Source organism: Nocardia sp. NPDC004278, assembly GCF_053602975.1.
In genome coordinates, this window is sequence record NZ_JBSGEQ010000014.1 from 170,386 (window position 1) to 186,362 (window position 15,977).

The window sequence follows — 15,977 nt, forward strand, 5'->3', positions numbered from 1 at the left end:
CTGACGATATCGTCACTCAAGAGCATTGCATCAGTCAAGCATTCTGAAGAATTCGTCAAAACTGACTGAACGAGCTATGCTGGTCATCCGCAGATTCGGGGAGAGAGATGGCCGATAAGACTCGCGAAGAACCCAACCGCTTGGAGCGCCGCAAAGCGCGGACCCGCGCCGCACTGGTCACCGCCGCGCAGTCGTTCATCGCGGCCGGGAAACTGAACGCGCCGATCCTGGAGATCACCCAGGCGGCCGATGTCGGAATGGGCTCGTTCTACAACCACTTCCAGAGCCGGGAGGAGCTGTTTCAGGCCGCGATCGAGGAGGCACTGGACCGGCACGGCGCCGCGCTGGATCTGTTGTGCGAGAACCTCGATGATCCCGCCCAGGTCTTCGCGCAGAGCTTCCGACTCACCGGTCGGCTGCACCGCCGCAATCCCACGCTCAGCAAGGTGCTGCTCAGCAATGGACTGGCCTTGATCCGCTCGGACCGGGGCCTGGCCCCGCGGGCCAGTCGCGATATCGAGGCCGCGACCCGCACTGGCCGATTCCAGGTTCAAGATGTGGAGTTGGCGATGACCATTGTCGCGGGCGCCGCCATCTGCCTCGGCCAGCTACTGCACGACCAAGCCGACCGCGACGACGCCGCGGCCACCGATCAGGTCACCGAGGATCTGCTGCGCATGCTCGGCCTACCGGCCGATGAGGCCCACGAGATCTGCCAGCGCCCACTGCCACCCCTCGACGCACTCCCGCAGCACGACACCGCCGCCTGAAAACTGACTCGCAATCGCCTCTGATCCTTTCCTCAGATACGATTCCGATAACGAATGTGAGCGGAAAGAGGGAGCCGATGGCCGAGCCCGTAGCACGCAACCGCATCGATCGCCGCCGCGAGCGCACCCGCAACGCGCTGCTCGGTGCGGCACGAAAGTTCTTGTCGGAGGGGCGTTCCGCGGTGAGCATTCAGGAGATCACCGACGCCGCCGATGTGGGATTCGGCTCCTTCTACAACCACTTCAGCTCGAAAGACGAGTTGTTCGACGAGGCCGTGCGCTCGGTACTGCAGGTCTACAGCGAGATGCGCGACGATATCGTGGCGCTCTACGACGATCCGGCCGAGGTATTCGCGGTGAGCTTCCGGATGACCGGTCGCCTACAGCGCCAGATCCCCGAAGGCGTTCGGGTGATTCTGCATTCGGGCATGTCGGTGCTGCTGCATGACGAGGGCTTGGCCCCGCGGGCCCGCCGCGACATCATCGCCGCCCAGGAGGCGGGCCGGTTCGAGCCGATGGATCCGGATATGGCGATCATGGCCGCGGGCGGAGCACTGCTGGGACTGCTGCAACTGCTGGACGCGCGGCCCGAGGCCGACGCTGGCGCACTGACCGACGAGATGACCTGCCATGTGCTGCGCATGTTCGGCATGAACAAGCGCTCGGCGGAGAAGCTGACCACCAAACCGCTTCCGCCACAACCGCAGCTGTGACCATGCGGGCCGATTCGATATCGAAAGCGGCCCGGCATATTTACCGCAAGCACCCGAGATCAGCACTCCCGCTTGCGGTTTCAGATCACTCATAGCGCGGGCAGCGGGGCAGGTGCGGGAGGCGATCAACGATCTGATTCCCACTGACCGAAGGAGAGGTCATGAACGACAGAGCCGAGAGCGGCATGGCGGTCCGGCGCGAAGTGCTCGGCGACGCTCACGTCGATCGCGCCATTGCCAGGACCACCGAATTCAGCAGGCCGTTCCAGGACTACCTCACCGAGGCGGTGTGGGGTTCGATCTGGACCCGCGAGGGCCTGGACCGGCGCACCCGCAGCTGCGTCACCCTGGCGGTGCTCACCGCCCTCGGGCGGCACGAGGAGATTGCGATACATGTCCGCGCCGCGATCACCAACGGTCTCACCGCCGCCGAGATCGCCGAGGTACTGCTGCACACCGGCGCCTATGCGGGAGCGCCGGCCGCCAATGCCGCATTCGCGATCGGGCAGCAGGTACTCGCCGAACTCGGGGACGACACCGCGCTGTAGCACGCTGTCGAGGTGGACGACGATGACGACCGGCGGTACCGACGATGTCCCTGCCCGAGGTGGCACAGCCACACCTCGAACAGCTCTGTGCCGACGTCCACGAATCCAGCTCGGTATCGGTGCTGGACGGCCCCGACATCGTCTACGTCGCCCGGGTCGCAGCATCCAGGATCATGGCTTCTACATCAACGAAAGCCTGCGCGGCCTGATCACCACCGGCACCGGCCAGCCGAGCGCGTTCCCGGACGCGGTGGCCTTGCGTCAGGCGCAATAGGTCCTGCTCGACGAAGGTGAGCGGATCAGCATCCGGCGGATTCGAGCGCCGCGCGGGCGGCGGCGCGGGCGGATTCCGGGTCGGATGTCGCCAACACCGCGGCGGCGGCACGGCGGCAGTCGTCGAGGGTGACCGCGGCTAGCGCGGCGCCGACCGCGGCGACAGCGGCACCGGCCGCGGATAGCGAGCGAATGCCGAATCCGGCCAGCACACAAGCCAATAGTGGATCGGCGGCGGCCTCACCGCAGACGCCGACCGGCTTACCCGCGCTCGCACCGGCGGCCGCGGTACGCGCGACCAGCGCGAGCACCGCGGGCTGCCAGGGATCGGTGAGGGCCGCGAGTTCGGCAGACATGCGGTCCGCGGCCATGGTGTACTGCGCGAGGTCATTGGTGCCGATCGAGAGGAAATCGACGTGTTCCAGAATGGCCTCGGCCAGTAGGGCCGCCGCGGGTACCTCGATCATGACACCGGGTACCAGTCCGCGCGCCCGCACTTCGGCGGCGAACGACTTCGCTTCGGCCGCAGTGGAAATCATCGGGGCCATCACCCACGGTGCCGGTATGCGATCCGCGGCGGCTCTGGCGATCGCGTCGAGCTGCCGGTCCAGGATTCCGGCGTCGCGGGCGGCGATGCGGATGCCACGCACCCCCAATGCCGGATTCGCCTCGTCGGGTTGCTCGGCGAAGCGCAGTGGCTTGTCCGATCCGGCGTCGAGGGTGCGGATCACCACCTTCGACCCGGCATAGGCGTCGAATACATCGCGATAGATATCCGCCTGCTCGACGATGCTCGGCTCGGATTCGCGGTCGAGGAAACACAATTCGGTGCGGAACAGCCCGATTCCCTCGGCAGGCTGCAATCGCGCCGCGCGGGCTCCGGCCGCGTCCTGGACGTTGACGAGGACTTCGACCCGGTGTCCATCCGAGGTGGCACCCGGCCCGGTCCAAGCCGCGGTGCGCGACTCCTGCGCACGATATTCGGCAACGGCGCGGTCGGCGGTTTCCGGATCCGGGCCGATGACGACGCATCCGGCCGAACCGTCGATCAATACCTCGACCCCGGCGGGCACATCGTCGAGCCCGGCGATCGCGACGACGCACGGGATGCCGAGTTGACGGGCGATGATCGCGGTATGACTGGTCGGGCCGCCGCGCGAGGTGGCGAGGCCGACAATGAGATTCGGATCGAGCCCGGCGGTATCGGCCGGGGCGAGGTCGTCGGCGAGCAGGATGGACGGCCGCACAGGTGTGGGAATGCCCGGTTCGGGTGCTCCGGCCAACTCGGCAACCACGCGGTCGCAGACATCGCGCAGATCGGTGACGCGCTCGGCCATCAGCCCACCGAGCTTGGCGAATACCTCGGCGAACTGATCGGTGGCGGCGCTCGCCGCCGTCGCGGCGGGACTGCCCGCGGCGATCAACTTCTCCGCTGCACCGAGCCAGCCGCGATCTGCGGCCATCGCGGCATTCGCGGCCAGCACCTCCGCCGCGGCCCCACTCGCACGGGTGGCACGCTCGCGCAAACGATGCGCGACGGCCGCCGTCGCGGTCAGGAAAGCTTCGCGTTCGGATGCCCGATCGGACTCGACGACGGGTTCCAACCGAAGGTCCGGACGGATCCGTAGCGCCGGGCGCACCGTGGGCGCGGCGGCAGTTCCGGGCACCGCCGGTGTTCCGCGCAGCGTCATCGACTCCTGCGATATGGCTGTGGCCTGCGGTGATCCGGGCATTCGATTCCTCCTCCACGTCGATGTCGAGTGAGTGAAACCGATTACTCACCTCGGCTCGATGTGATCCAGACTACTCAAATCTCTTGACAAAGCAACATAGACGGGCATAAAACAACATAAACAAACATTGTCATCGGAGGATCGGATGTACGCAGAGGAGCGCCAGCAGGCCATTGCCGCCCTGGTCGGGCAACGCGGGCGCGTATCGGTTACCGATCTCGCAGAGCGGTACGGGGTCACCACCGAGACCGTGCGCCGTGATCTGGCCGTGCTCGATCGCATGGGGTTGATCCGCCGGGTGCACGGCGGTGCGGTGCCCGCCGCCGCGCTCACCGCGATCGAACTCGGCACCACCGAGCGCGAACACTCGCACGCCGCGGAGAAGGACCGCATCGCCAAGGCGGCCCTGGACTTTCTGCCCCCGACCGGCGGCAGCGTGCTTTTCGACGCGGGCACCACCACCGCGCGCATAGCCGCCGCCCTGCCCAGCGACCGAGAGCTCGTCGCCGTGACGAATTCGGTCCCCATCGCGGCGCGGCTGAGCGGGCACGGCGGCGTGCGGCTGCATCTGATCGGCGGCCGGGTGCGTGGGGTCACGCAGGCCGCGGTCGGGGCCGAGGCGCTGCGCGTGCTCGGCGAACTCCGGGTCGATGTGGCCTTTATCGGCACCAATGCGCTGACCATCGGCCACGGACTGTCCACACCCGATCCGGACGAGGCGGCGGTCAAGCGCGCCATGGTCGCCAGCGCCCACCGCGTCGTCGTGGTCGCCGATGCCACCAAGGTCGGCCGCGAGGATCTGCTCAGCTTCGGCTCGGTCCACGATTTCGATGTGCTGGTCACCGATACCGGACTGCTCCCGTCGGTGCGCGATGAACTCACCGAATACGGCATCGAGGTGGTGGCCGCGTGATCGTCACCCTCACCGCCAATCCGAGCATCGACCGCACCGTCAGCCTGCCCGAGCCATTGCGGCGCGGCGCCGTGCACCGGGCCGAGACCGTGCTGTCGCAGCCGGGCGGCAAGGGCGTCAATGTGTCCAGGGTGATCGCCGCCGCCGGGGTCGACACCGTCGCGGTGCTGCCCGGTAATGACGGTGATCCCTTGCTGCGCATGCTGACCGATGCCGCCATCGATCACCGTGCGGTGGCGTGCACTGCATCCGCGCGCACCAATCTCACCGTCGCCGAACACGACGGCACCACCACGAAGATCAATGAGCCCGGCGCCGCGCTGTCCGCCGAATGTCTTGCCGCACTGGCGGATCAACTGGACGAACTCACCGCGCGGGCCAGCTGGATCGTGCTGTCGGGTTCTCTGCCACCCGCGGTACCCACGGATTGGTACGCGTATCTGCTGCACCGGCTGCGCGGCACCCGCATCGCCGTCGACACCTCCGACGCTCCCCTGCTCGCCCTCGCCGCCGAACTGGAATCGGCCGCACCGCAACTGCTCAAGCCGAATGGCGACGAGCTGGCGCAGCTCACCCGAAGCGACCCGGCCGGACTGGAGGATCCCGTTGCCGCCGCGCGCGCGGCGCGCACGCTGGTCGAACGCGGCGTCGATGCCGTGCTGGCGACGCTCGGCGCGGCCGGTGCCGTGCTGGTCACCGCGGACGGTGCCTGGCATGCCGCCGCGCCCGCCATCACCCCGCGCAGCACCGTCGGAGCCGGCGACTCCGCACTGGCCGGATATCTGCTCGCCGATCTCGCGGGCCTGGCCGCACCGGATCGGCTGCGCCGCGCCGTCGCCTATGGCAGCGCCGCCGCCGCGCTGCCCGGCACCGGATTACCCAGCCCACACCACACCGACCCCCGCGCCGTGGCCGTCACGACGTTGGAAGCCCTGCACAGTCGCTGAAGGACACCGCGATGGCCCACCCGACCACTTCCCCCGATTCGATCATCACCACCGAGCTGATCAGCCTCGATACCGACCTCGGTGCCGCCAAGGAAGCGGTGATCGCGGCGCTTGCCCGGCGACTCACCGACAATGGGCGCGCCACCTCTGCCGCGGCATTGCGTGATGCGGCGTTGGCACGCGAATCGCAGTCCGCGACCGGACTTCCCGGTGGGATCGCCATACCGCACTGCCGGAATGCGGCCGTGACCAGTGCTTCGCTCGGGTTCGCCCGGCTGGCGCCCGCAGTGGATTTCGGTGCCGCTGACGGGCCTGCGGATCTGGTATTTCTCATTGCCGCGCCGGAAGGCGCCGGGGCCGAGCATATGAAGTTGTTGTCGAGTCTGGCTCGCGCGCTTGTCCGGCCGGAGTTCGTGGGTTCACTGCGCGCTGCCGCGAGCGCTGATGAGGTGGTTTCGCTGGTTACCGATGCACTCGCGCAGAAACCTGCGATGACGCCCAAAACATCAGCACCCGAAGCGACAACACCTGCGCCCCATAGCGCTTCGGCCGACGAGATAAACGCGGTGGCCGAGCGAACGATCGTCGCCGTCACCGCCTGCCCCACCGGCATCGCCCACACCTACATGGCCGCCGACTCCCTCGTCGCGGCCGGTGATCGCGCGGGCGTCACCGTACATGTCGAAACGCAGGGTTCCAGCGGCAGCACCCCGCTGCGTCCGGAAGTAATCGCCGCCGCGAGCGCGGTCATCTTCGCCACCGATGTCGGGGTGCGCGGCCGGGAACGATTCGCGGGCAAACCCGTCGTCGAGTCCGGGGTGAAACGCGCGATCAATGAGCCGGACATCATGGTCGCCGATGCGTTGCGCGCCGCGCTCGATCCGAAGGCGGCCACCGTCGCCGGATCGGCTCGCCCCGAGACCGATTCGGCCCCGGCCGCACTCGGCTGGGGCACCCGGCTGCGCCAGATCCTGCTCACTGGCGTCAGCTATATGATCCCATTCGTGGCCGCGGGCGGCCTGCTCATCGCGCTCGGCTTCCTGTTCGGCGGCTACGAAATCGCCGATCACGCCAAGAAAATCGTGCTCGACAACTCGCTGACGGCACTGCCCGACGGCGGCCTGCCGACCTATCTCGGCGCGGTGCTGTTCCAACTCGGCTCGCTCGCATTCGGCTTCCTGGTACCGGCACTCGCCGGTTATATCGCCTTCGCCATCGCCGACCGTCCCGGTCTCGCACCGGGATTCACCGCCGGTGCGGTGGCCGTTTTCGTCGGCGCCGGATTCCTCGGCGGCCTCGTCGGCGGTCTGATCGCCGGATTCGCCGCGCTATGGGTGGCGAAACTGCCTGCCCCACCCTGGGCGCGCGGACTCATGCCGGTGGTGGTCATCCCGCTGTTCGCCTCGCTCACGGTCGGCGCGCTGATGTTCATCGTGCTCGGCAAGCCGCTCGCCGCGATCACCAGTGGACTCACCAACTGGCTCAATAGCCTGACCGGCACCTCCGCCCTCGCACTCGGCGTAATCCTGGGCCTGATGATGTGTTTCGACCTCGGCGGCCCGGTCAACAAGGCGGCGTATTCCTTCGCCGTCGCCGGACTGTCCGTCACCGATCCGGCCTCACTGCGCATTATGGCCGCCGTCATGGCGGCGGGCATGGTCCCGCCGCTGGCAATGGCGCTCGCCTCGACCTTGCGCCCCCGCCTGTTCACCACCGCCGAACGCGAAAATGGCAAGGCCGCATGGCTTCTCGGCGCCTCCTTCATTTCCGAAGGCGCGATCCCCTTTGCGGCCGCCGATCCACTGCGGGTGATCCCCTCGATGATGGCCGGTGGCGCGGTCACCGGCGCATTGATCATGGCGACCGGAACCACGCTCAGCGCACCGCACGGCGGCATCTTCGTCTTCTTCGCCGTCGGCCACATCGTCTGGTTCCTCGCCGCACTCGCCGCGGGTACCGCCGTCGCCGCCCTCTGTGTCACCGCGGCCAAGGAGCTCATCAGGCCGCGCACCGTACTCGCCACCGCCTGATCCGAAAATCGTCAGCCCCCAAGGAGAACTGCCCTCATGGCCAGCACCACCGTCACCGTCGCCTCCGCCATCGGACTGCACGCCCGCCCCGCCAATATCATCGCCGACACGGTCACCGATGCCGGAGCCGAAGTGACGCTGGCACTCGTCGGCGGCGACCCCGTCGACGCCGGATCGGCGCTCATGATCATGACCCTCGGCGCCGCCAATGGCACCGACGTCGTCGTCACCAGCGATGACCCGCAGGCACTCGAACTCGTGGCGAAACTCGTCGCCACCGACCTCGACGCCTGATCGAGGCCGAGTACCAGCACCGCACAAGCAGAATGCCCGCGCTCCGGCGAGCGCGGGCATCTCGGCGATCAGCGGGGCTGTGCCGATCAGCCGACGTCGCGGCGCAGCCAGGTGACCTCCGCACCGGATTCGGTTCCGTAGCGGTAGATTTCGAGATCTTCGTCCCAGGCGGTACCGAGGGCGCGGTCGAGTTCGGTTGCCAAGTCGTAGCCGGTGTAGTTGCCGAGTTCGTTGTTGGCTTGCAGCATGGCGCGCAGGCGCATTTCGCCGATGGTCACATCGCCGTTGGCCGAGGTGGAGCCGTGCCAGAGCCCGAGCGTCGGGACGAAGCTGTAGCGTTCGCCGTCCACACCGTCGCTGGGGTCCTCGGTGACCTCGAAGCGCAGCACATTCCAGGACCGCAAGGATTGGGCAATTCGCGATGCGGTACCCACCGGGCCGAACCAGTCGGTGGTCGCACGGAGCTGGCCGTCGGCGGGCTGGGCGGTCCAGCGCAGTTTCGCGGGTGAGCCCAGTGCCGAGGTGAGTGCCCATTCGATATGCGGGCACAGCGCGGCTGGCGATGAGTGGATATAGACCACACCCGCCGTCGCGTCCGCGAACTGACCCGATGCACGCACGACTGACACCTCCAGCTTCGACGAGGAACGTCTTCCCCAACGACCCGTCGAATCTGGCGTTGCCCGAGTGTACTGGAGTGTCCCGAGTTACACGTGTTACTTCGGAGGCGTGTCCGATCCGTTACTTCGGAACGGAGTCCCGAGCGAGGATCACCTCGGCGATCACCGCATCGGAGAAGACGGGCCAAGCCTCCCGTGCCCAGTCGCCGAAATTCTCGTCGCTCAAAGCGATACTCGCCACCCCTAATTCGGGATCGACCCACAGAAATGTTCCGGACTGCCCGAAATGGCCATAGGTACCTGCGGAATTCGCTCCGCCGGTCCAATGCGGGGATTTCCCGTCGCGAATCTCGAATCCCAGCCCCCAGTCATTGGGACGCTGCGATCCGTAACCGGGCAGCACACCGTTGAGCCCGGGAAACTGGACCGAGGTGGCCGCGGCGTGTGTCGGCGCCGAAATCAGCTGGGGATTCAGCAGTTCCGCGGCGAAGCGGGCCAGATCTGCCGCGGTGGACCGGCCCGCATGCCCGGCCGGACCGGTCAACACCGAGGCTTTCATATCGAGTGGCTCGAATACCGCCTCCCGCAAGTATTCCGGGAAGGCGATACCCGTCTGCTCCGCGACGAAGGCCGCGAGCACTTCGAAACCCGCACTGGAGTAGATCCGCCGTGTGCCAGGTGCGGTGAGGATATCGGTGGTATCGAAGGCGATGCCGGAGGTGTGCGCCAGCAGATGCCGGACGGTAGCTCCGGGCGGACCCGCGGGCTGATCGAGTTCGATCGCCCCCTCCTCCACCGCGACCAGCACCGCGTAGGCGACCAGCGGCTTGGTCACCGAGGCGAGCGGGAAGACCCGCTCGACATCGCCCGCCATCCGCGTGCCGTCGCGGGTGACGATGCCCGCCGCCACATGCCGAACCGGCCAATCCCTGATCTGCTCGAGTGCACCCACGAATCGAGCCTACGAGACGCCGGGACCGGGCGGCCTCGCACCTTCCTCGCGGTGAACTCGGTACCGCCGGTACCATCAACTGATCATGAGCACACAGCCCACCGTCCATGGCGAGGTGGCGGCCGGATTCGGCCCTGTCGCCGACGCCTTCCGGCGCAACTTCACCCAGCACGGTGAAATCGGCGCCGCCGTGGCCGTTTACGCGGGCGACCGCCTCGTGGTGGATCTGTGGGCAGGTCACCGGGACCGACGCGCGACACTGCCGTGGGAGCGCGACACAATCGTTCCGGTCTTCTCCTCGACCAAGGGCATGGCCGCCTTCGTGGTCGCCCGCGCGGTATCGAAGGGGCTGCTGAACTACGAGGAGCCGGTCGCGAAGTACTGGCCGGAGTTCGCCGCGGCAGGCAAGGGCGCGGTCACGGTGCGTCAGCTGATCGATCATCAGGCCGGACTGTCGGGCCTCGACAGCGTGGTGCGACTGCCGCAGATCGCCGATCTCGATGGTCTCGCAACGATTCTCGCGGCCCAGCGGCCCGCGTGGCGGCCGGGGACGCGACACGGCTATCACGCCATCACCCTCGGCCTGTACCAGGGCGAGTTGGTGCGGCGCGTGGATCCCGAACATCGCACGCTCGGGCGGATATTCGCCGAGGAGTTCGCCCAGCCGCTCGACCTGGATTTCTTCATCGGACTGCCCGCCGCGCAGAGCATGGACCGGATCGCCACCCTGTCCGCCACCGAGGGCATGGATATCCTGCGCTATGAGCGCGATATTCCGATGCGGATCGGTGCCGAGATCTTCGCCAAACGCGGACTTTCCCATGCGGCGCTGACCAATCCGCGCATCGGCGCGCCGGCGCGCGCGAGCCGGCGCGAACTCCTCGAAGTCGAGATGCCGGGTTCCAATGGCGTCGGCAATGCCCGGTCGCTGGCCAAGGTGTACGGCGCGGCGGCCGGTCGGACCGGCGCGCTCCCGATCGACGACAGCGTGCTCGATCAACTCGCCGCCCCGGCCGCGGACGATGTCCCCGCCGATGACCTGGTGCTGCACACCAAATCCCGCTACCACCTGGGCTTCCGCAAGTCCCGCGGCTCGTTCCGCTTCGGCTCGGACAAGCACGCCTATGGCACCACCGGCCTCGGCGGCTCCTTCGGATTCGCCGATCCGACAACCGGATTCGGCTTCGGCTACGCGATGAACCGCCTCGGCCTCGCCGTCCTCGACGACGTCCGCAGCCGCAACCTGCGCGAGGCGCTACTACGCTGCGCCGCCTGACGCCGCGCTGGCGGCCGGGCTGCCGACTTCCGTGCGTTTCTCGGGGACCTGCCTCGTTCGCGAGGTAGGCACTTGGTTGGCAGGCAACCCGGCCGGGCGGTGGAGTGAGCGTCGCCGAGCAGCTTTGTCCGTCGCCCAACCGGCGGTCGAGCTCCGCTCCCCTCGCGGGGAGCGGAGCGGGTGTCACAGTCGGCTGCCGTTGACTACCAGTGTCACGTCGATGTTGTCGCGCGTGGCGTTGGAGTAGGGGCAGACCTGATGGGCTGCGGTCACCAGTTCGATGGCCTGGTCGCCGGAGACCGACGGCAGCGAGATCTGTAGCTCGACACCGAGTTGGAAGCGGCCACCGTCGATCGGGATCAGCGAGACCGACGAGTCGATTTCCGCGTTATCGGCCCGGAGCTTGCTGCGCTGGCCGATCAGAGCGAGCGTCGTTCCGAAGCAGGCGGCGTATCCGATCGCGAAGAGTTGCTCAGGGTTGACGCCCGCACCGTCCCCGCCTAGTTCCTTTGGTTGGCGCAGGTCCAGATCCAGCTGTCCGTCGGACGTGCTTGCGTGGCCGTTCCTGCCTCCGGCCACGTGCGCCTGCGCTCGGTACAGCACCTTCATTATCCTGAACTCCCTTCATCGCTACTGCCAAATGAACTTCGCACTTCAAAAATAAGAAGTCAATAGCTAAGCTCGTGAATCTCACGACGACCAGGGAGATGACATGGCGAGGCTGGCGATCGGCTACCTGCTACCGACCCGCGACCAGACCGTTCCTCATTCAAAATCGGGAAGCGCGAAGTCTAGAGTGATGAAGTGGACCAGCGAAGCTACAACCAGTACTGCGCAACCGCGCGCACCCTCGACCTCGTGGGCGAGCGCTGGACGCTGCTGTTGATCCGCGAGCTGCTGACCGGACCGAAACGGTTCGGCGACCTGCAGGCCAGCCTGCGCGGCCTCGGTACCGGCCTACTCGCAGCCCGCCTGAAACATCTGGAACACGAAGGACTCGCTCACAAGATCACCCTCCCGCCGCCTGCCCGCACGCCCGCCTATGCCCTCACCCGAGCAGGTGAGGAACTCGGCCCAGCGATCCTCGCGCTCGCCCGGTGGGGCCTGAAGTGGGCAATGGGCGAACCCCGTGCGACCGAGACATTCCACCCGGGCTGGGCGGTGCTCGGCCTACGGGCCTGCTTCGACCCCGACGCCGCCACCGGATTGCACGCCGTCTACGAGTTCCATATCGACGACGAGGTCTTCCACGCCCGCATCCACGACAAAACAATCGAGGCACTACACGGACCCGCCCAGCACCCCGACGCGACCATCACCATCAGCAGGGCCGCATTTCTCCGCCTGACCGGCCAAGGCCTCACCTTCGCCGATGCGATCGAGATCGGCGACGCGTCAGCAACCGGAGACAGCACGGCTCTGCGTAGGCTGACGGGCCTGTTCCGGCTGCCACCCCCACACGACCGGAAGACCGACCAGACCTCGTCCTGATCACGCCCCGGAAATCCAGACCCCGCTCCCTTCAACGCAACTCGGCCAACCGCGCCCTCGAAATTTGCGGACACCGCCGTCAGAGATCCACACAGAGCCACTGAGTAGATACTGGGCGTTGGTGGCGTAGCGGATGGCGGTCGGTTCGGCCGAGCCCACCCGCAGCGCGGCGTAGCCGGACCCGGCAGCGCCCACCGACAACTGCGGCGCGCACCGGGCGGGCAAGGGGACGTTGAAATTCCGCTCGGCAAGCCGTTCCGTAGCCGATCACGCAGATCGCGACCAGGCTCGCCGAGCGGTGACCCGACGGTTTACCAGTCGGCGTCGGTGTACTTGATGATGCCGCGAATGTTCTTGCCGTCCAGCATGTCCTGGTAGCCCTGGTTGATCTGCTCCAGGGAGTACTGGCGGGTAACCATATCGTCGAGATTCAGCTGACCCGACTTGTACAGCGAAAGCAGGTGCGGGGCGTCCTGGCGGGCATTGCCGCCGCCGAAGATGCAGCCCTTGACGGTCTTCTGCAGCATGGACAGCAGGAAGCTGTTCAGCTTGACGTCGCTCTCGTCCATGCGCCCCATGGAGGTGACGACCAGGGTGCCCGCCTTCGCGGTGAGGATCAGCCCCTCTTCGATGTACTCGCCGTGCATCTCGCCCATGGTGAGAATGACCTTCTGCGCCATCCGGCCCTCGGTGGCCTCCAGCAGCGGCATGATCGCGGCGGCCATGCTCTCGTAGGTATGTGTCGCGCCGAACTTCTCCGCCTGCTCGCGCTTCCACGGGTTCGGGTCGATGGCGACCACCTTGGACGCGCCGGAGAGCACCGCGCCCTGCAGCGCGCTCATGCCGACACCGCCGATGCCCGCGATCACCACGGTCTCGCCCGGCTTGACGTCGGCGACGTGGGTGGAGGAGCCGAAGCCGGTGGGGACGCCGCAGCCGACAAGGCAGGCGACCTCGAACGGAATGCTCGGGTCGATCTTGACCACCGAGGTGTGGTGCACCGTCATATACGGCGCGAAGGTGCCCAGCAGACACATCGGGATGACGTTCTCGCCACGCGCCTGGATACGGTAGGTGCCGTCGCTGATGGCCTGGCCCATCAGCAGTCCGGCGCCCAGGTCGCACAGCGCCATATTGCCGCTCACACACGCCGGACAGCGTCCGCACGCGGGAATGAACGACAGGATCACGTGATCGCCGACCTGCAGATCGGCGGGGCAGTTCGGCCCGAGCTTGGTGATCACGCCCGCGCCCTCGTGGCCGCCCATAACGGGGAATGCCGGCATCGGTGTCGCACCGGTCACGATGTGGTGATCCGAGTGGCACATACCGGCGGTTTCCATCCGGATCTGGACCTCACCGGCTACCGGATCGCCGACCTCGATCTCCTCGACCGACCATTCCTGGTCGATCCCCCACAGGATCGCGCCTTTCGTCTTCATTCCTGTCGACCTCTCGCATGCACGGGCTTCTATGTGACTGCACCCACAGTACGAGAAAACTGTAACGCGTTCTAGTACCGGATCGGAAATTCGTCGACAGGGATTGGCAGGACCGTCGAACAGGTTCCAGTTCTACCCCATCCCGCCGCTGCTCAGTTCCGATATTGCCCGATTTCAGCCCCGCACGTCGTGCACATGGTGGATTACGTCGTGCACGAAGTAGGACGCCAGGGATTCGACGGTGAAGACCGAACCGTCACTGCGCCGCACCTGGTTGCCGAGGTCGGCGGCGGATACCGATGCGAAGGCGCGCGCGACGGCCTCGGCCGCGTCGGTCAGCTCGGTGGCAACCCTGCTCGGATCCTGCTCGTCATATCGATCCGCGATGGCCGTCACATCCTGATCCCAGTTCGAGAACACCGGGATGCCGTCGACGGTCTCGGCGGCATCGAGCCCCTTCGCATCGAAACCCGGGACCTGCGGATCCACCGCTTCGGTGCGCGCCGCAATGGCCGTGCGATAGGTGAAGATGCGGCAGACGTCGCGAACGTGGGCGGCGTATTCGAGCGCCGACCAGGTCGCATCGTCCGGGCGCGCGGTGGCGTCGGGTCGCATGAGGGTTGCCGACAGGCGGCCCACATATTCGCGGGCCAACTCGGGCACGGCCGCATAGGTGATGGACTCCGGGTCGAATCCGCATTCGGGACAGCGCCGTTCGAGCACCCAGGTCCAGTTCTTCACATCGGGAACGATTGGCATGCGGCAACCTTAGGCTGGCTGGATATTTTCAGCGACACAAATCCAGCCAGTCATCGACAAGATTCCGACAGCGGACCTGAACCGGTCCACTCAATCCATCAGACGATGCGCTCGCTCGAACAGTTCCAGCGTGATGGCATGCAGGAAGTCACCGACCTGCTTGGGCGCCTTCCCCGCGAATGCGCGAGCATGCGTGCCCTCCAAGACGATTCCCAATTTGAAGCAGGCCAGCACCGTGTACCAGGTGACATTGCTCAGGTCGCGGTCGGAGAACTTGCCGTAGTGCGCGATCATCTCCTCCGGTGTCGGCAGACCGCCGACGGCGCCGAGCTTGCCGATCAGCGCCGCGCCGGTGGTGCCGGGTTCCGGGCGGGTCGCGATCTGCCAGCCGAGGTCGAGGAGCGGGTCGCCGATGGTCGACATCTCCCAGTCCACCATCGCGGCCACTTCCGGACCGTCATAGGAGAACATCATGTTGGCCAGGTGACAGTCGCCGTGCAGGATGCCGGGGGTCCATTGCGCGGGGCGATTGCGATCCAGCCAGTCCCCGACCTGCTGTAGGCCGGGAATCTCCGGACCCGGATACCCCGCGTTGGCCGAATACGACTCGAGTTCGCCGAGCCAGCGCGGCACCTGACGCTCCAGGAAGCCATCGGGTTTGCCGTAGTCGTTCAGGCCGAGCGTCTGGTAATCGAGTGCGCCGAGACGCGCGATGGCCTCCACCGCGGACAGGCCCATCTGCCGCCGGATCTCCGGATCGCCCGCATGCAGTTGCGGCAATTCGTTCTGCGGGTTGAATCCGGTAATGGGCTCCATCAGATAGAAGACCGCGCCGAGCACCGATTCGTCCGGGCAGGCCGCGATCACCTTCGGGGCGCGCACGCCGGTTCCGTCGAGCGCGCCGAGCAGTCTGGCCTCGCGGCGGATCACGTCATTGCTCTTGGCACGCAGATGCTTCGGGCCGCGGCGCAGCACATAGTCCCGACCGCCGCGAGCGAAGCGCAGCATGATGTTCTGCGTGCCACCGCCGAGTGCGGTCACATTCTCGAATTCGCCACCGGGCAGACCCTGCTGATCCATCCAGGTACCGACGATGGCGAAGTCGACGATGTCTCGATCCACATCCACCGGTTGCGCAATAGACATGTCCCACATTGTGCACCACGCCGTCCGTCGAACTGAAGGCAGATGACAACAGTTTGCCTCGACCGGGGCG

16 protein-coding genes and 1 pseudogene are annotated in these 15,977 nt (G+C 66.8%); 10 read left to right on the top strand and 7 right to left on the bottom strand.

Going from position 1 to position 15,977, the window contains the following annotated elements; translation table 11 throughout:
* The first annotated feature begins 107 nt into the window (after window positions 1-107).
* The 4 genes and pseudogenes from ACWEO2_RS22645 to ACWEO2_RS22660 all read left to right on the top strand — a co-directional run.
* Window positions 108-770 carry a TetR/AcrR family transcriptional regulator gene (locus ACWEO2_RS22645; protein WP_452407125.1) on the top strand — a complete coding sequence of 221 codons (663 nt, stop codon included), beginning with the start codon at window positions 108-110 and terminating at the stop codon, window positions 768-770.
* Window positions 771-847: 77 nt separating this feature from the next.
* On the top strand, window positions 848-1,483 hold the full coding sequence (locus tag ACWEO2_RS22650; protein ID WP_354953642.1) for a TetR/AcrR family transcriptional regulator: 636 nt from the start codon (window positions 848-850) through the stop codon (window positions 1,481-1,483).
* A 161-nt stretch (window positions 1,484-1,644) separates the two neighbouring features.
* Window positions 1,645-2,031, top strand: a complete 387-nt coding sequence (gene pcaC, locus ACWEO2_RS22655; RefSeq protein ID WP_452407126.1) for a 4-carboxymuconolactone decarboxylase — start codon at window positions 1,645-1,647, stop codon at window positions 2,029-2,031.
* A gap of 41 nt (window positions 2,032-2,072) precedes the next feature.
* A pseudogene (locus ACWEO2_RS22660) lies at window positions 2,073-2,207 on the top strand (IclR family transcriptional regulator domain-containing protein); the annotation flags it as partial.
* 123 nt (window positions 2,208-2,330) lie between these two features.
* On the opposite strand, the gene ACWEO2_RS22665 reads toward ACWEO2_RS22660, so the two are convergent.
* Window positions 2,331-4,037 (bottom strand): putative PEP-binding protein, encoded by a 1,707-nt coding sequence (locus tag ACWEO2_RS22665; protein ID WP_452407127.1) that lies wholly within the window; start codon window positions 4,035-4,037, stop codon window positions 2,331-2,333.
* Window positions 4,038-4,182: 145 nt separating this feature from the next.
* Here ACWEO2_RS22665 and ACWEO2_RS22670 point away from each other — a divergent pair, with 145 nt between their 5' ends.
* The 4 genes from ACWEO2_RS22670 to ACWEO2_RS22685 are packed head-to-tail and all read left to right on the top strand — an operon-like array spanning window position 4,183 to window position 8,221.
* On the top strand, window positions 4,183-4,950 hold the full coding sequence (locus ACWEO2_RS22670; protein WP_452407128.1) for a DeoR/GlpR family DNA-binding transcription regulator: 768 nt from the start codon (window positions 4,183-4,185) through the stop codon (window positions 4,948-4,950).
* Window positions 4,947-5,897: a 1-phosphofructokinase gene (gene pfkB, locus ACWEO2_RS22675; protein WP_452407129.1), complete on the top strand. Its 951-nt coding sequence runs from the start codon at window positions 4,947-4,949 to the stop codon at window positions 5,895-5,897. The genes ACWEO2_RS22670 and pfkB overlap by 4 nt, the downstream gene beginning before the upstream one ends.
* A gap of 11 nt (window positions 5,898-5,908) precedes the next feature.
* The gene (locus tag ACWEO2_RS22680; RefSeq protein WP_452407130.1) at window positions 5,909-7,927 is read left to right on the top strand and encodes a PTS fructose transporter subunit IIABC; all 2,019 of its coding nucleotides are present in this window, start codon (window positions 5,909-5,911) and stop codon (window positions 7,925-7,927) included.
* Window positions 7,928-7,963: 36 nt separating this feature from the next.
* Window positions 7,964-8,221: an HPr family phosphocarrier protein gene (locus ACWEO2_RS22685; RefSeq protein ID WP_452407131.1), complete on the top strand. Its 258-nt coding sequence runs from the start codon at window positions 7,964-7,966 to the stop codon at window positions 8,219-8,221.
* 86 nt (window positions 8,222-8,307) lie between these two features.
* Here ACWEO2_RS22685 and ACWEO2_RS22690 read toward each other — a convergent pair whose 3' ends face one another.
* Both ACWEO2_RS22690 and ACWEO2_RS22695 read right to left on the bottom strand, forming a co-directional pair.
* A complete protein-coding gene (locus ACWEO2_RS22690; RefSeq protein ID WP_452407132.1) occupies window positions 8,308-8,841 on the bottom strand; it encodes a DUF3145 domain-containing protein in 534 nt (177 codons plus the stop codon).
* A 121-nt stretch (window positions 8,842-8,962) separates the two neighbouring features.
* Window positions 8,963-9,793, bottom strand: coding sequence for a serine hydrolase domain-containing protein (locus tag ACWEO2_RS22695; RefSeq protein ID WP_452407133.1), 831 nt, complete (start codon window positions 9,791-9,793; stop codon window positions 8,963-8,965).
* 85 nt (window positions 9,794-9,878) lie between these two features.
* Between ACWEO2_RS22695 and ACWEO2_RS22700 the strand changes: the two genes are divergently transcribed.
* The gene (locus tag ACWEO2_RS22700; RefSeq protein WP_452407134.1) at window positions 9,879-11,069 is read left to right on the top strand and encodes a serine hydrolase domain-containing protein; all 1,191 of its coding nucleotides are present in this window, start codon (window positions 9,879-9,881) and stop codon (window positions 11,067-11,069) included.
* Window positions 11,070-11,252: 183 nt separating this feature from the next.
* Here the strand turns inward: ACWEO2_RS22700 and ACWEO2_RS22705 are convergent, their stop codons facing one another.
* The gene (locus tag ACWEO2_RS22705; RefSeq protein WP_452407135.1) at window positions 11,253-11,678 is read right to left on the bottom strand and encodes an organic hydroperoxide resistance protein; all 426 of its coding nucleotides are present in this window, start codon (window positions 11,676-11,678) and stop codon (window positions 11,253-11,255) included.
* 195 nt (window positions 11,679-11,873) lie between these two features.
* On the opposite strand from ACWEO2_RS22705, the gene ACWEO2_RS22710 reads away from it, so the two are divergent.
* Window positions 11,874-12,560 (top strand): winged helix-turn-helix transcriptional regulator, encoded by a 687-nt coding sequence (locus ACWEO2_RS22710; RefSeq protein ID WP_452407136.1) that lies wholly within the window; start codon window positions 11,874-11,876, stop codon window positions 12,558-12,560.
* 311 nt (window positions 12,561-12,871) lie between these two features.
* On the opposite strand, the gene ACWEO2_RS22715 is transcribed toward ACWEO2_RS22710, so the two are convergent.
* The 3 genes from ACWEO2_RS22715 to ACWEO2_RS22725 all read right to left on the bottom strand — a co-directional run bounded on the left by ACWEO2_RS22715 (window position 12,872) and on the right by ACWEO2_RS22725 (window position 15,907).
* A complete protein-coding gene (locus ACWEO2_RS22715; protein WP_452407137.1) occupies window positions 12,872-14,002 on the bottom strand; it encodes an NDMA-dependent alcohol dehydrogenase in 1,131 nt (376 codons plus the stop codon).
* Window positions 14,003-14,176: 174 nt separating this feature from the next.
* On the bottom strand, window positions 14,177-14,761 hold the full coding sequence (locus tag ACWEO2_RS22720) for a DinB family protein (RefSeq protein ID WP_452407138.1): 585 nt from the start codon (window positions 14,759-14,761) through the stop codon (window positions 14,177-14,179).
* A gap of 90 nt (window positions 14,762-14,851) precedes the next feature.
* Entirely contained in the window at window positions 14,852-15,907 is a 1,056-nt protein-coding gene (locus tag ACWEO2_RS22725) for a phosphotransferase family protein (RefSeq protein ID WP_452407139.1), read from the bottom strand.
* Window positions 15,908-15,977 lie beyond the last annotated feature (70 nt).

Coding starts and splice junctions, on each gene's coding strand:
- ACWEO2_RS22645 (WP_452407125.1), top strand. CDS start 108: ATGGCCGATAAGACTCGCGAAGAACCCAACCGCTTGGAGCGCCGCAAA.
- ACWEO2_RS22650 (WP_354953642.1), top strand. CDS start 848: ATGGCCGAGCCCGTAGCACGCAACCGCATCGATCGCCGCCGCGAGCGC.
- pcaC (WP_452407126.1), top strand. CDS start 1,645: ATGAACGACAGAGCCGAGAGCGGCATGGCGGTCCGGCGCGAAGTGCTC.
- ACWEO2_RS22665 (WP_452407127.1), bottom strand. CDS start 4,037: ATGCCCGGATCACCGCAGGCCACAGCCATATCGCAGGAGTCGATGACG.
- ACWEO2_RS22670 (WP_452407128.1), top strand. CDS start 4,183: ATGTACGCAGAGGAGCGCCAGCAGGCCATTGCCGCCCTGGTCGGGCAA.
- ACWEO2_RS22680 (WP_452407130.1), top strand. CDS start 5,909: ATGGCCCACCCGACCACTTCCCCCGATTCGATCATCACCACCGAGCTG.
- ACWEO2_RS22685 (WP_452407131.1), top strand. CDS start 7,964: ATGGCCAGCACCACCGTCACCGTCGCCTCCGCCATCGGACTGCACGCC.
- ACWEO2_RS22700 (WP_452407134.1), top strand. CDS start 9,879: ATGAGCACACAGCCCACCGTCCATGGCGAGGTGGCGGCCGGATTCGGC.
- ACWEO2_RS22705 (WP_452407135.1), bottom strand. CDS start 11,678: ATGAAGGTGCTGTACCGAGCGCAGGCGCACGTGGCCGGAGGCAGGAAC.
- ACWEO2_RS22715 (WP_452407137.1), bottom strand. CDS start 14,002: ATGAAGACGAAAGGCGCGATCCTGTGGGGGATCGACCAGGAATGGTCG.
- ACWEO2_RS22720 (WP_452407138.1), bottom strand. CDS start 14,761: ATGCCAATCGTTCCCGATGTGAAGAACTGGACCTGGGTGCTCGAACGG.
- ACWEO2_RS22725 (WP_452407139.1), bottom strand. CDS start 15,907: ATGTCTATTGCGCAACCGGTGGATGTGGATCGAGACATCGTCGACTTC.